The 13,489-nt window shown below is 49.9% G+C and carries 12 protein-coding genes and 1 tRNA gene; 6 read left to right on the plus strand and 7 right to left on the minus strand.

Annotated elements, in window-relative coordinates; all coding sequences use genetic code 11:
- Window positions 1-104 precede the first annotated feature (104 nt).
- A tRNA-Met gene (locus J7619_RS23430) sits at window positions 105-177 on the minus strand.
- 108 nt (window positions 178-285) lie between these two features.
- Between J7619_RS23430 and J7619_RS23435 the strand changes: the two genes are divergently transcribed.
- The 4 genes from J7619_RS23435 (at window position 286) to J7619_RS23450 (ending at window position 5,327) form a co-directional block, all read left to right on the plus strand.
- Window positions 286-2,271, plus strand: coding sequence for an LTA synthase family protein (locus J7619_RS23435; protein ID WP_291204454.1), 1,986 nt, complete (start codon window positions 286-288; stop codon window positions 2,269-2,271).
- Window positions 2,272-2,316: 45 nt separating this feature from the next.
- Complete coding sequence (gene era / locus J7619_RS23440; protein WP_291204457.1) at window positions 2,317-3,243, plus strand: GTPase Era; 927 nt, start codon at window positions 2,317-2,319, stop codon at window positions 3,241-3,243.
- Window positions 3,244-3,307: 64 nt separating this feature from the next.
- Window positions 3,308-4,618 (plus strand): ribosome biogenesis GTPase Der, encoded by a 1,311-nt coding sequence (gene der, locus J7619_RS23445; RefSeq protein WP_291204460.1) that lies wholly within the window; start codon window positions 3,308-3,310, stop codon window positions 4,616-4,618.
- Between the two features lie 319 nt (window positions 4,619-4,937).
- Window positions 4,938-5,327 (plus strand): hypothetical protein, encoded by a 390-nt coding sequence (locus tag J7619_RS23450; protein WP_291204463.1) that lies wholly within the window; start codon window positions 4,938-4,940, stop codon window positions 5,325-5,327.
- 62 nt (window positions 5,328-5,389) lie between these two features.
- On the opposite strand, the gene J7619_RS23455 is transcribed toward J7619_RS23450, so the two are convergent.
- From J7619_RS23455 to J7619_RS23480, 6 genes are all read right to left on the minus strand, one after another.
- On the minus strand, window positions 5,390-6,226 hold the full coding sequence (locus J7619_RS23455) for a fumarylacetoacetate hydrolase family protein (protein ID WP_291204466.1): 837 nt from the start codon (window positions 6,224-6,226) through the stop codon (window positions 5,390-5,392).
- A gap of 110 nt (window positions 6,227-6,336) precedes the next feature.
- Window positions 6,337-6,801 (minus strand): RES family NAD+ phosphorylase, encoded by a 465-nt coding sequence (locus J7619_RS23460; protein WP_291204469.1) that lies wholly within the window; start codon window positions 6,799-6,801, stop codon window positions 6,337-6,339.
- Window positions 6,802-6,812: 11 nt separating this feature from the next.
- Complete coding sequence (locus J7619_RS23465; RefSeq protein ID WP_291204471.1) at window positions 6,813-7,247, minus strand: antitoxin Xre/MbcA/ParS toxin-binding domain-containing protein; 435 nt, start codon at window positions 7,245-7,247, stop codon at window positions 6,813-6,815.
- Between the two features lie 50 nt (window positions 7,248-7,297).
- Window positions 7,298-10,198 (minus strand): excinuclease ABC subunit UvrA, encoded by a 2,901-nt coding sequence (locus J7619_RS23470; protein WP_291204474.1) that lies wholly within the window; start codon window positions 10,196-10,198, stop codon window positions 7,298-7,300.
- A gap of 74 nt (window positions 10,199-10,272) precedes the next feature.
- Window positions 10,273-11,067, minus strand: coding sequence for a cysteine hydrolase family protein (locus tag J7619_RS23475; protein WP_291204477.1), 795 nt, complete (start codon window positions 11,065-11,067; stop codon window positions 10,273-10,275).
- Window positions 11,068-11,074: 7 nt separating this feature from the next.
- On the minus strand, window positions 11,075-11,626 hold the full coding sequence (locus J7619_RS23480) for a hypothetical protein (protein ID WP_223406266.1): 552 nt from the start codon (window positions 11,624-11,626) through the stop codon (window positions 11,075-11,077).
- 110 nt (window positions 11,627-11,736) lie between these two features.
- Here J7619_RS23480 and J7619_RS23485 point away from each other — a divergent pair, with 110 nt between their 5' ends.
- Together J7619_RS23485 and J7619_RS23490 are read left to right on the plus strand one after the other, a co-directional pair.
- A complete protein-coding gene (locus tag J7619_RS23485) occupies window positions 11,737-12,714 on the plus strand; it encodes a glycosyltransferase family 2 protein (RefSeq protein ID WP_291204483.1) in 978 nt (325 codons plus the stop codon).
- 22 nt (window positions 12,715-12,736) lie between these two features.
- A complete protein-coding gene (locus J7619_RS23490) occupies window positions 12,737-13,489 on the plus strand; it encodes a DUF5672 family protein (RefSeq protein ID WP_291204486.1) in 753 nt (250 codons plus the stop codon).

Raw genomic sequence — 13,489 nt, forward strand, 5'->3', positions numbered from 1 at the left:
AAATAGAGCAAATAATTCCTGACAAAAAAAGAAACTTTTCGACCGGATCAGGCTTGTGGTAAATGAAAAAAAGCCACCTTCTTTCGAAAGTGACTTTTGCTTAGTAGCGGGAGCTGGACTCGAACCAGCGACCTTTGGGTTATGAGCCCAACGAGCTACCAACTGCTCCATCCCGCGGTGTCGTTGAATTGGAGTGCAAACATACAACAAATGTTTTACAGAAAACAACTATTTTTGTGAAAACTTTTCAAAAAAGTTTGCCTCTAACGTTCTGACATCGATTTTATGAGTTCATATTCAGTCGCTTCCGGTTTCGGGTGGCGCATTCATCAAGTGCTGCTGATCAGGTTGGTCGGCATCATGGCCCTGTTTACCGTTTGCCGGATTCTCTTTTATTTCTTCAATCAGCCGTTTTTTCCGGAGGTTGGCCTGGCGCTCGCGCCTCGGTTATTCCTGGGAGGTTTGCGTTTCGATCTCGTGGCGGTGCTCTATACAAATATTCTCTACGTGTTTCTGACACTCATTCCCGTCACATTCAAGTACCGGCCGACGTTCCAGAAGTTTCTCGATTACCTTTTTATCATCACCAATAGCATTGCCCTGCTCGCCAACTGCGCCGATTTCATCTATTACCGCTTCACGATCAAAAGGAGCACCTGGTCGGTTTTGCAGGAATTTTCGCATGAAAACAACATGCACAAGCTGTTTGGCGGCTTTTTGGTGAATTACTGGTACGTGGCGTTCGTCTGGGTACTGCTGGTGGCACTGGTCGTGTACATCACGCGACGCTGGCGGGTAGGCGCCAAGCCGGCGCGCCCGGCCTGGCAGATATTCCTCGTTCACAGTGTATTGATGACCGTTGCGGTGTTCCTTTTTATCGGGGGCGTCAAAGGCGGTTTCCGACACAGCACCCGCCCTATCACACTGAGCAATGCCGGCGAATATGTCGACAAGCCGAAAGAAATGTTTATCGTGCTGAACACGCCGTTCTGCATTTATAAAACCCTGAAAAGCTCCGATTATCAACGGGCGGATTTTTTCAAATCGGAGCAGGAGATGAATGCAGTGTATTCGCCGATCCACTATCCTGATCCCAATGCGCCTGCATTCCATCCGAAAAACGTCGTGATCCTCATCTGGGAGAGTTTTGGAAAAGAAATGGTGGGAACCTATAACAAAGATTTGGAGAACGGTACCTATAAAGGTTACACACCATTTATCGACTCGCTGATGCCGCATAGCAAGGTATTCTGGTATTCGTTTGCCAATGGGGCGAAGTCGATCGAGGCTATTCCCTCGGTGCTCACGAGCATTCCGGGTATTATGGAGCCATTCATTCTGACGCGCTACACCGATAACAAACTGCCCAGCCTGCCCGAAATGCTGCAAGCCAAGGGATACCATACCTCGTTCTTCCACGGAGCCCCGAACGGCTCGATGGGCTTCAAGGCATTCACGAACCTGATCGGTATTAAAGATTATTATGGTAAAACCGAATACAATAACGACGCGGATTATGATGGGATCTGGGGTATTTGGGATGAGGAATTCTTACAGTTCTGGTCCAAAAAGCTGGATACTTTCCACGAACCGTTCATGAGCACATTGTTCACGGTGTCCTCGCACGACCCGTACAAGGTGCCCGCGCGCTACCAGGGCAAATTCCCGAAGGGCCCGCTGCCGATTTACGAATGCATGGGTTATACCGACCATGCATTGCGCCGGTTTTTTGACTCCGCGAAGGATAAGCCCTGGTTCAAAAACACATTGTTCGTGATCACCGCCGACCACGCCGCCACATTTGCGCATTATCCTAAATACCAGACCTCGATCGGAAATTTCTCGATACCGATTCTTTTCTACGCGCCGGGCGACGCCTCGCCGGGCGACGCCACTTCCCCCGCGCCGGCGATGGCCGTCACGGATAGCACCCGCCTGGTCCAGCAAATCGACATTATGCCTTCGGTATTGGGCTATTTGCATTACGACAAGCCCTATTTTGGATTTGGTAAAAACGTCTTTGGGAACCCTCCGCTCAACTTTGCTGTCAACTATGACGGAGTTTATCAATGGTATAACGGGCCGTACGTTTTGCAATTTGATGGCCGGAAAACCGTAGGTTTGTATAAATATCAGGAAGACAAGCTTTTGAAAAATAACCTCGCCGGTAAGATTCCGGAGGTTCAAGGGCCTATGGAATTGCAGGTTAAGGCATTTATCCAGCAATATTCGAACCGGATGCTGGACGACCGGCTGACGGTAACACCCTAGGTGCCACGTTTTTGGGAAGCTGAAAAAAGTGAAGAAGTAATTTTTATGGAAGAAAAAGCCGAAAATAATAATACCGAGTTGCGCAACCACCGGGCTGGTTTTGTAAGCATTATCGGAAAACCCAACGTGGGCAAATCGACGCTGATGAACGTACTCGTAGGCGAAAGAATGTCGATTATCACCTCCAAAGCGCAGACGACCCGTCACCGCATTATCGGGATCTTGAACGGGAAGCATGAAGATATTCCGTTCCAACTTGTCTACTCTGATACGCCGGGGGTGATCAAGCCGTCGTACAAGCTGCACGACTCGATGATGACTTTTGTAAAAGGGTCGCTGGAAGATGCCGATGTGGTGCTTTTTGTGGTAGAGATAGGGGAGAAGGCCTCCGAGCACGAGGTACTGCCGCTGCTGAAACGCACCGAATCACCGGTGGTTTTAGTGTTGAACAAAATCGATCTGTCGAATGATGAGGAAGTGAAACAAAAAATGGCGGAATGGGAGAATGAAATACACCCTGCCGCCATTGTACCGATTTCCGCGTTGGAAAAAGCGAATATCGGTACATTGTTCGATGCGGTGGTGACACGCCTGCCTTTCCACCCGCCTTATTTCGATGAGGATGAACTAACCGATAAGCCGGAGCGTTTCTTTGCTTCCGAAATTATCCGTGAAAAGATCTTCTTGAATTACCGCCAGGAAATTCCATACAGCTCCGAAGTAGTGATCACTGAATTTAAGGACAAGGACGACATCATTGTGATCCGCGCAGAAATTCTGGTCGAACGCAAAAGCCAGAAAGGGATCATTATTGGTGAAAAAGGGGAAATGTTGAAGAAAGTCGGTACGCAGGCCCGCCAGGACCTTGAAGATTTCTTTGGCAAGAAAGTCTTCCTCGAACAGCACGTAAAAGTAGAGCCGGATTGGAGAAGCAAGGAAAACAAGCTGCGCCAGCTCGGTTACCAGGAATAAATTTTAAATAAAACGAATGAAGAGCAGGTGCCAGACCGGCTCGGATCATATTAATAGTAAGAAAATGGCAAATGTAATATCGATTGTTGGTCGTCCGAACGTGGGCAAATCCACTTTGTTCAACCGCCTTACCGAAAGCCGGAAGGCCATTATGGACAACCAAAGCGGCGTAACCCGCGACAGGCATTATGGTTACGGCGAATGGACCGACCAATATTTCACAGTGATCGACACGGGCGGATATGTAGTAGGCTCGGAAGATATTTTCGAAGGGGCTATCCGCGACCAGGTGGAGCTCGCAATCGAGGAATCCACAGTGGTACTGTTTATGGTTGACACCATGACCGGCCTTACCGACCTCGACAAGGACTTCGCAAATGTGCTTCGCCGCTTTAACAAGCCAGTGTATTTGGTAGCTAACAAAGCCGAAACGACTGAGCGTTACCAATCGGCAGGTGAATTTTATGAATTAGGTTTGGGTGACGAAATTTTCGCGATTTCTGCGCAAACAGGTTTCGGAACAGGCGAACTGCTCGATAAAGTAGTGACGCATTTCGAAACAGCGGGTATCGAAAATCCCGAAGAAGGCATTCCGCGTATCGCGATCATGGGACGCCCGAATGTGGGTAAATCCTCGTTCCTGAACGTGCTCACCGGCACCGACCGCAGCATTGTGACCAACATCGCGGGCACAACGCGCGACGCGATCCATACACATTATAATGCATTCGGGATGGAATTTATCCTGACCGACACAGCAGGTATCCGCCGCAAATCGCGGGTAAAAGAAGATATCGAATTTTATTCGACGCTTCGCTCGGTGAAGGCTATGGAAGAATCCGACGTTTGCATCATCCTGCTCGACGCCACGCTCGGACTGGAAGGGCAGGATATGACGATCATCGGTCAGGCCGACAAAGCCAAGAAAGGCATTGTGATCATGGTCAACAAATGGGATTTGGTCGAAAAGGATTCCAAAACTGCGGATGCATATAAAAAGGCGTTGCTCGAAAAACTCGCGCCGATGAACTACATGCCGATCATTTTCGCGTCCGTTGTTGAAAAACAGCGCATCCACCAGGTAATGGAGAAAGCGATGGAAGTTTATCAGAATAAAACCAAGAAAATCTCGACTTCGAAACTGAACGAGGTAATGCAGGCGGAGATCGAAAAATACCCGCCACCGGCACACCGCGGCAAGTATATCAATATCAAATACATGATCCAGCTGCCGACGCCGTCGCCAACGTTCGTCTTTTTCAGCAGCCATCCGAAACACGTGAAGGAGCCGTATTTGCGCTATCTCGAAAACCGTTTGCGTGAGAACTTCGATTTTTCGGGCGTACCGATCACGATATTCTTCCGTGAGAAATAGGAAGTAAATGGCATCAGCATGAAAGCGCCGGCGGGATTTTGCCCGTCGGCGCTTTTGCAATTTATCCGTAACCTGCTACTGTTCAGCTAGAAAATTTGACGGTTTGTCTTTTTTAGAATATCTCGAGCAACCTTTTATATTACTTTTACATCTGTTATCCGGCCAGCCACGGTACTTTGAGAGAATCCTGAAAAATTTTCAAAAAAAATGTTAAAAACAAGGTACTATGTATTGCAAGATACCTAATGAAACATATATATTTGTAAGGTCAATTAGTTACACATAATTCGGACGAATTCTTAACGATTGCATACAAGCCATGAAAACACTCAGAATCGTAATATTGCTCACAATAATCAGCCTGCAGGCCAGCGCAACGGGCTACGTGCACAACATGTTTGTAGCACACAGAAAGTTGCAGTCAGGCAAGGAATGTGTAACGGAACGGGCGATTGCAAGAAAGGCCAAGCCTGTTTTGAAAGCGAAAGCCCCCGCACAGGTGAAGCACGCAGGGATTATCAAAAATACCAGCGCCAGCGCGCCGGCTTCTCAAATCATGACATTGAATGCCCGTATGCTGGAAGAAGGACCGGCCGCTTTCTTTGAAAATGAATCCGAAGAAAACGAAGGAGAATCGATGGTGAGCAAACTGGTGGGAGCGGTGAGATGCGTGATCTTTGCCTTCATTCCCAAGCTGGGCCATTCGTAAGAGATATTGTTATTTATGAAAGTAAAAAGGTGCGGGAATCGATCCCGCACCTTTTTACTTTATCAGCCAACCGTGTTGGTCAGCGTGCCAATGGGCTCGATCGTAATGTGAACGACGTCGCCGGCTTGCAATGTGAAATCGGACGATGGCACGATGCCTGTACCTGTCATGAGATAAGCGCCTGTCGGAAACGACATTTCGCGGTAAAGGAAATGCAGCAGCTCGTCTGGTTTGCGTTTCATCTGCGACAATGTAACTTCCCCGTTAAAGACCTCCTCGCCGCCGCGCACGATCGAGAGATCGATCACCGTGTCGGGACTGAGTTTTTCTTTGAATACATAAAGGCAGGGTCCCAGTGCCGCGCTGCCGGTATAGGATTTGGCCTGAGGCAAATACAGTGGGTTTTCACCTTCAATGCTTCGCGAGCTCATGTCGTTACCGATCGTATAACCCACCAATGCACCCTCCGAAGTAGCAAACAAGGTGAGCTCCGGTTCGGGAACGTCCCAGGTTGAATCTTTGCGAATACGAACAGTCCCGTGGTGGCCTACCACCCGCCATGCGGTCGATTTAAAGAAGAGCTCCGGACGTTCTGCTTCGTATACGCGGTCGTAAAAACTGCCGCCGCCTGCTTTTTCGGATTCCTCCATGCGCGCCGTACGGCTTTTGAAATAGGTCACGCCCGACGCCCATACTTCCTGCGTGCCTATAGGCGCCAGTGCCTCCGGCATTGGGAAATCATCGCTGAATGTCAGGGCGATAAGGCTCTGGGCCTGGCCTTCGAGCCATTCGTACAGGTTATTCCTGTTCACAACCATGTCCCAGTCGGTTTCGTGGAGACGGTAGAAAATGTCCTCGTTTTCAAGGAGGATGCCATTTTCGGTCTTATATAATTTCATGAAATGCAGATTTTGGTTTTGCCTGAATAAGTCCCCTGCCGGGCGTCTTTACTGTTAAATACGCACAGGAAAGTGTTTCAGGCCACTGGATTTTTGGGAATATGGAACCGTCAGTTGCGCCACAGACGCCGGTCGATCGGAATTGGCTCCTGGGCCACTAGCCTGATGTCCGCAAACAGCGGATGATGGGGATGGAGAATGATATTGGAAGAAAAAGGGACGATTACCGACGGAATGCCGATCGAGAGGACATCGGGTTTAATGAGCCAGTCTTTGAGCCAGAATTGTGTCCGGCCGTAAGTTTTGTCCTGCCAAAAGTCGGGTAGATCTTTTCGTGCATAATGCCGGATGGCGTCCGGGATTTCAATCGACGAAAGCCAGTATTTCGGAAGGTCCTCGTAACGCACGCCGGGCGCGTGTGCGAGGGTTTCTACAAGGCCGAGCTCGGGAGTTGAAGTGGTATAAAGTACACCAATGCCTTTTGGGTTCCAGCGTGCGCCAAATAGCCGTGCGCCTTCGGTAGAAAGCGCATCGTGCCGAAATTTTTCGCGCGTAATCCTATATACCAATGGCATAGGCGACGCGATCAGGCGGGTAAACCATAATCCAGGCGGCCCAGCACGTTATCGACGAGCCCGAAGCCCGTAACGGTATCCATCATTTGCAGCGGTGATTGGTCGTTAAGCTCCGGGATTGGCGTGCGTAGCCAATGCCTCACGACATTTTCATTACCTTCAAATGTATCCAGCGCGTGAATAAGTACATTTCTGAGCAGTAAAAGCCGCTCGGAAGCATCGGTTCCCAGCCGCTTTTCGCCCTGAATGCGGTGTAGATTACGCGGCGTCATGCCGAGCACGTAGGCGATTTCGTTGTCGGTTAAACCTACCAGATCAGAAATTTCATCGGCAACGGAGCGCATAAGGCCCTCGCGCGAAGTTTTCACAACGAGAAACTCCGAAGCGGGCTGCTTGCCATAGGGAACGAATTCCTCTTCAAAAAATCGGATGGGTGGCGTTGACATAGGGCTTTCAGTGAAGTATGTCACTAAGTTAAGTGACATACTTCACATTGTCAAATCTTTTCTCTCAGAAAATCAGCGGTATAGTTTCCTTCGAGCTTCACCATTTCCTCAGGTGTACCGGTAAATGTGAGCTGGCCGCCGTTTTCGCCCCCTTCGGGGCCAAGGTCGATGATCCAGTCGGCACTTTTAATGACTTCCATATTGTGCTCGATGATGATCACGCTATCGCCCTGTTCTACCAATGCATTAATCGCTTTGAGAAGCTTTTTGATGTCGTGGAAGTGCAAACCGGTGGTCGGTTCGTCGAAAATGAAGAGGGTTTTGCCCTTGTTGGAAGAGCCTTTGCCGAGGAAGGAGGCGAGCTTCACGCGCTGTGCTTCTCCGCCGGACAGTGTATTCGACGATTGTCCGAGGCCTACATAACCCAACCCTACTTCCTGCAAAGGGAGTAATTTATCAGCCAGTTTCGGCTCCGACTCCCGGAAAAACGCAACGGCCTCGTCGACCGTCATATCCAGGATTTCGGCAACGTCCTTATCCTGATATTTCACCTCCTGAACTTCCTGCTTGAAACGTTTGCCGTTACAGCCTTCGCAAGTCAGGTAAATATCGGCCATAAACTGCATTTCGATTTTTACCTGGCCTTCACCCTGGCATATTTCGCAGCGGCCGCCGTCGACATTGAAGGAAAAATGCGAAGGTTTGTACCCTCGCGCCTTCGAAAGCGGTTGTTCCGACATCATCTGCCGAATATAATCATACGCTTTGATATAGGTCACGGGGTTAGAACGAGACGATTTTCCGATCGGGTTTTGGTCGATCATTTCAACGGCTTCAATGCGGTCCAGGCTGCCCGTGAGCTCGTCGAAACGGCCCACATCTTCGCTGAACTCACCTTTGAGGCGCATTAATGCGGGATAGAGGATTTTCCGGATCAATGTAGATTTCCCCGAACCACTCACACCGGTGACGACGGTAAGGTTATTCAATGGAATCTTGACATCCAGTTCTTTCAGATTGTTCTCCCGCGCCCCTTTGATTTCAAGGAAATGCAAAGATTTTCTGCGAACCGAAGGTACAGGTATTGAATCATTCCCAAGCAAAAAATCCAAAGTATGCGACTGCGCCGCATTTTCAACTACATCCTGACCATTCCTGACTACCACATGACTATTTCTGACCTCCCGACCATCACTCTTCAACGCCTCAATATCACCCTGATTTCCCTGGAAAACGACATGCCCGCCGCCAGTACCGGCTTCCGGGCCAATATCGATGATCTGATCCGCCGCGTGCATTACCTCTTCTTCATGTTCCACCACAATGACCGTGTTGCCCAGGTCGCGCAGCGATTCTAGTACGCCCACGAGCCGTTGTGTGTCGCGCGGGTGCAAGCCGATGCTCGGTTCGTCGAGAATGTACATCGAGCCAACCAATGCGCTTCCCAGTGAAGTAGCGAGCTTGATACGCTGGAATTCGCCGCCGGACAACGTGCTCGTCAACCGGTTTAACGTCAGATAGCCAAGCCCGACGCGGTTCATATAGTCCAGGCGAGATTCGATTTCGGTTAGAACGCGGCGCGCAATCTGGCGGTCGTGGTCGTTGAGTTCCAGTTGTTTGAAAAACGCCGACACATCCTGGATCGGCATCAGTACCAGGTCGGTAATGGATTTACCGCCGATTTTGACATACGACGCATCCTTCCGCAAGCGTGAGCCGCGGCAATCGGGGCAGGTCGTGCGGCCGCGGAAGCGCGAGAGCATTACGCGGTACTGGATCTTATGCGTCTGGGATTCGAGTTCGGAAATGAAATCGTTGATTCCCTGAAAATACTGGTTACCGGTCCAGAGCAGCTCTTTTTGAGCAGGTGTAAGGTCTTTGTAAGGCCTGTGGATCGGAAAATCGAATTTCACACCATTGCGGACGAGCGGGATCAGCCACTCACCCATTTTCTCGGTTCGCCACGGCGCAATAGCGCCGTCGTATACCGAAAGATTTTTGTCAGGAATGACCAGATCAGGGTCAATACCCAATATTTTTCCAAAACCTTCACACCTTTTACAGGCACCGTAAGGATTATTAAAGCTGAAAAGATTGACGGTCGGTTCCTCGAAGGTGATGCCGTCCAGTTCGAATTTATCAGAGAAAACCCTTTTTTCACCCCCAACTATATGTACGGTGCAAGTGCCCTCTCCTTCAAAAAAGGCGGTCTGCACGGAGTCGGATAGGCGGTATTGCGTGTCCTCGTCGTCGTGGCGGATTGCCGCACGGTCGATGAGGATGAAAACCTGGTTGCCGGCTTGCGGAAAATGATCCGGTTTTTCGAGAATATCCTCGATCGAAACCACTTCCTCATTCAGCACAATGCGGTTATAGCCCTTGGAGAGCAGGATCGTAAGTTCTTCGATCTGCGAGCGGCCGTCGCGGATAAGCAGTGGCGCCAGGATCATCACACGCGTGCCCTCGTCATGCGCGAGCATGTAGTTCACCACGTCGGTAACAGAGTCTTTTCTTACAATTTCACCCGAAACCGGCGAATAGGTATGCCCGATGCGTGCAAAAAGCAGTTTGAGATAATCATAAATCTCGGTGGAAGTACCGACGGTCGACCGCGGGTTGCGGGTATTTACCTTTTGCTCAATAGCAATAGCCGGTGAAATGCCTTTGATATATTCCACTTCGGGCTTTTCCATCCGGCCAAGGAATTGCCGTGCATAGCTGCTGAGGCTTTCCACGTACATGCGCTGGCCCTCGGCGAACAGCGTGTCAAAGGCGAGCGACGACTTCCCGGAGCCGGAAAGACCGGTAATGACGACCAGCTTATTGCGGGGGATCGCCACATCTACATTTTTCAGATTGTTTACTCGGGCACCTTTGATCAGAATGTATTGTCTCGGATCCAGTTCATCGAACTGGTCGGCCTCGATCCGGGGCACAGCTAGTTGCATCATAGCGGGGTTATCGATGGATTATGATATTAGTTTGAATGATGATGTGATACTATTATAACCAAAAGCCGGGGCATTTAGTTTTCTTTAAAAACCTGGTTCGCTTTCGCAAATTTCATACCGTTCTGAGCAGCCTCTTCAAATATCGGGTCGGCGAAATGGCCGAAGTTGGGAACGTCGGACATGCAGTCTGTCAGTACAATAACTTTCGGAGCCAGATCGGGGGCATATTTCACGATTTGCCGGATGCTGGTCGCGACGCAATGTGAACGCGCCTCTCCGGCCACCAATACCTGGTCAAATGCATTTAGCTCCGCCAGAAAACGTTTGTCCAGCTCTGTTTCAGGGGCATTCGCTACCGGTACCTGCGCTTTAAAAACCCCGAAATGTTCGGTAAGCGGATTAATGCCTTTCGAAACGGTGCGGTAGTCGCGACGGGTGCGGTGTGTCCACGCGAGTACGGCGCGCATGAGGGTATCCTCTATGGCGGCACCTTTGGAGCCGATCAGGCAATGCTCCGGCCAGATGAAATGCTGGAATTCACCCTCCTTTTCGAGGGTTTGCAAATATTCCAAAACATATTCGGGCTGGTAACGCGGTACCCATTTGCACGCTTTCACCGATTGCGCCGATATCAATGTGAACGGCGCGACCGTATTGCCGTTTTGGTCCTCCCAAAAAAGCGGGTGGGCAATATCCAGCACCTTATGCGTATCGAGCGTCAGGAATATCGCGTCGATTTTGTCGCTTTCGAGCGCAATGAGGTTGGCAATGCGCTCCACGTCTTTTTCGGCCCCGGGCACATACAGGGTGCCGTTAGGATCGCAAAAATCGTATTGGGCGTCGATGATCAGCAATGCGGTCTTTTTCATGGTGTGTTTAAAATTCGAGTTCGTGCGGTAGTTCCATTTGCCGCGCATACATTTTGGAGCAGAGGCTGAAAACCAGTTGCAGCATCCGGTTCGCATCTTTGATATAATCGGTCCGGTAGTCTTCGTCGAGTTTACTCAGCCCGTTGAGGATTACCTGTGCCTTTTTGGCAATGTATAATGCACAGGTATCGGCGCGGGACGAGTAGGTACGCAGAATATCCGAGTAGCTTTCCAGGAAGGTATTGAGCAGGAAAAGGTTGAGTTCGATGCCCCCGATCTTGTCTTTCGTGACTTTCACATGGTAAGCGATGTCTGCGCTGAGGCTGCGCATGTCCATCAGTACCCAGCCGGGTGTATTCTGGTTGAATTTCGATGTCCGCACGATACGCCCCATGAGCTCCTCGCGCCGCTCGGGAATGGTAGAACTATCCTCGATGAGCTCGAAATGCAGCCGGTCGCTCAGGGTTTTGTCTTTCGTGATCAGTCTCAGGAGCAGTTTATCCTTTTCTTTGGCAGGCATTTGGATAATCGCCTTTTTGAGCTGTTCTGGTAACGCCATTCGGGTGCTTTTAATAACTTTTAGTTTAATTCCCGGCACAACCACGTACCTTTGTGGCTCAAAAACGGGCCGGGAAGCTTTTACAAAAATATAAAATACAGATACACATTATGATTTCAGTAGCTATGTGTACTTACAACGGGGCAAAGTTCCTGCCCGAACAGTTGAAGAGCATTGCTGATCAGACGGTTTCGGTGGACGAATTGGTTGTTTGCGACGACAGATCGAAGGACGACACTATTGAAATCATAAAATCTTTTGCTGCCACGAGCAAATTTCCGGTACGCATCCATGTGAACGAGCAAAATCTCGGTTCCACCAGGAATTTCGAGAAATGCCTTTCTCTGTGCAACGGGGATTTTATCTTCCTCTCCGATCAGGACGACCGCTGGCGGAAAGACAAGGTGCAAAAGCAGCTCGCATTCCTGAATGCACATCCGAATCTGGATGCGGTGTTCAGCGACGCCGACAAGATCGATGACGACTCTCAGCCGACCGGAGGTACCATCTGGGAGGAAATCGAATTCAATCAGGCCCGGCAGCAGCTATGGCATAGCGGCAAATCACACGAGATACTTTTCAATGGTTTTGTGGTAACAGGCGCAACGCTGGCGATCCGCAAATCCTGCCTCGAACGGCTCATGCCGTTTCCGACGCACGTACAAGACCTGATCCATGACGCCTGGATAGCGATGGTACTGAGCCTGGAAGGTAAGATCGAATTCATTCCCGAATGTCTCATCTCGTATCGCATTCATTCCAGCCAGCAGGTTGGGTTTGGTAACAAGGTGGAAAAAGTGCAGCTCGCGGATCGCTTCAAACGCGACCGTCGGTTGAAACTGATCCCGCTGGAAGAAAAGGCCAACAAGTTGCATGAGCTGTATTTGCTCCTGCGTGCGCTTCCGTTCGTCCCGCGCGAGAAGCTGCTCAAATTGTATCTTTCGCAAAAACATTTTTACACTCGTGCCGGGCTGCCGGAAAATCGTTTCAAACGACTTACTCCCGTGCTGAGTCAGCTTCTACGCGGTTATTACCGGTTCAGCAGCAAAGATTGGTGGCTACCCGCGGTGGGCGATTTATTGGAATAAAGAACTGGATGATTATTTGAAAATGGCTGAAAATAAGTCGTTGGTGGCGGTGGTAATACCGGTGTATCAGGCAAATCTGACAAAGGCGGAACAGATGTCGTTGCGGCAATGTATGCATGTATTGGGCGATTACCCGGTGATTATTGTAAAACCCGCGGCGCTGGACCTTTCCGCGTTCCAACAGCAATACCCTTCGCTTACATTCCAGTCTTTCGACAATAGCTTTTTCACAAATGTCGACGCCTATAACCGGTTGATGGTGTCCATTAATTTTTACAAAACTTTCTCCGCCTACGAATACATTCTCATTTATCAGCTCGATGCTTTTGTTTTCCGGGATGAATTGAAAGAATGGTGCGCTAAGGGATATGACTACATCGGTGCGCCGTCGCTGCATCAACCTGAATTTGATACAATTTCCGCGGAAGCTGCCCAGGATTTCGCGCATGCATTATCGACGCGGCGTGTCGTGCTGAACGGCGGACTATCACTGCGGAGGATTTCTTCTTTTTTACGCTATTTAAAGATTTACAATATCTTTTATCCGGCCTGGAAAGGGAACGAAGACATGCTTTTCTGCCAGGAAGCGACGCGGCTTAAACCGATGAAGCTTTTCATGACATTACCCGGGTGGCGGGAGGCATTGCAATTTGCCTTCGAGAAAAGCCCGGCTGCGAGCTATGAGCTTACCGATCACCGGCTACCTTTCGCCTGCCACGCCTGGGAGCGTTACGACGCGGCATTTTGGGCTCCATTCATTACTGTAAACCAGTGA

Source organism: Dyadobacter sp. (assembly GCF_017744695.1).
Taxonomy (GTDB): domain Bacteria; phylum Bacteroidota; class Bacteroidia; order Cytophagales; family Spirosomataceae; genus Dyadobacter.

Excerpts from the sequence above, each read along its gene's own strand:
- J7619_RS23435 (WP_291204454.1), top strand. The coding sequence starts at position 286 with ATGAGTTCATATTCAGTCGCTTCCGGTTTCGGGTGGCGCATTCATCAA.
- era (WP_291204457.1), top strand. The coding sequence starts at position 2,317 with ATGGAAGAAAAAGCCGAAAATAATAATACCGAGTTGCGCAACCACCGG.
- der (WP_291204460.1), top strand. The coding sequence starts at position 3,308 with ATGGCAAATGTAATATCGATTGTTGGTCGTCCGAACGTGGGCAAATCC.
- J7619_RS23450 (WP_291204463.1), top strand. The coding sequence starts at position 4,938 with ATGAAAACACTCAGAATCGTAATATTGCTCACAATAATCAGCCTGCAG.
- J7619_RS23455 (WP_291204466.1), bottom strand. The coding sequence starts at position 6,226 with ATGAAATTATATAAGACCGAAAATGGCATCCTCCTTGAAAACGAGGAC.
- J7619_RS23460 (WP_291204469.1), bottom strand. The coding sequence starts at position 6,801 with ATGCCATTGGTATATAGGATTACGCGCGAAAAATTTCGGCACGATGCG.
- J7619_RS23465 (WP_291204471.1), bottom strand. The coding sequence starts at position 7,247 with ATGTCAACGCCACCCATCCGATTTTTTGAAGAGGAATTCGTTCCCTAT.
- J7619_RS23470 (WP_291204474.1), bottom strand. The coding sequence starts at position 10,198 with ATGATGCAACTAGCTGTGCCCCGGATCGAGGCCGACCAGTTCGATGAA.
- J7619_RS23475 (WP_291204477.1), bottom strand. The coding sequence starts at position 11,067 with ATGAAAAAGACCGCATTGCTGATCATCGACGCCCAATACGATTTTTGC.
- J7619_RS23480 (WP_223406266.1), bottom strand. The coding sequence starts at position 11,626 with ATGGCGTTACCAGAACAGCTCAAAAAGGCGATTATCCAAATGCCTGCC.
- J7619_RS23485 (WP_291204483.1), top strand. The coding sequence starts at position 11,737 with ATGATTTCAGTAGCTATGTGTACTTACAACGGGGCAAAGTTCCTGCCC.
- J7619_RS23490 (WP_291204486.1), top strand. The coding sequence starts at position 12,737 with ATGGCTGAAAATAAGTCGTTGGTGGCGGTGGTAATACCGGTGTATCAG.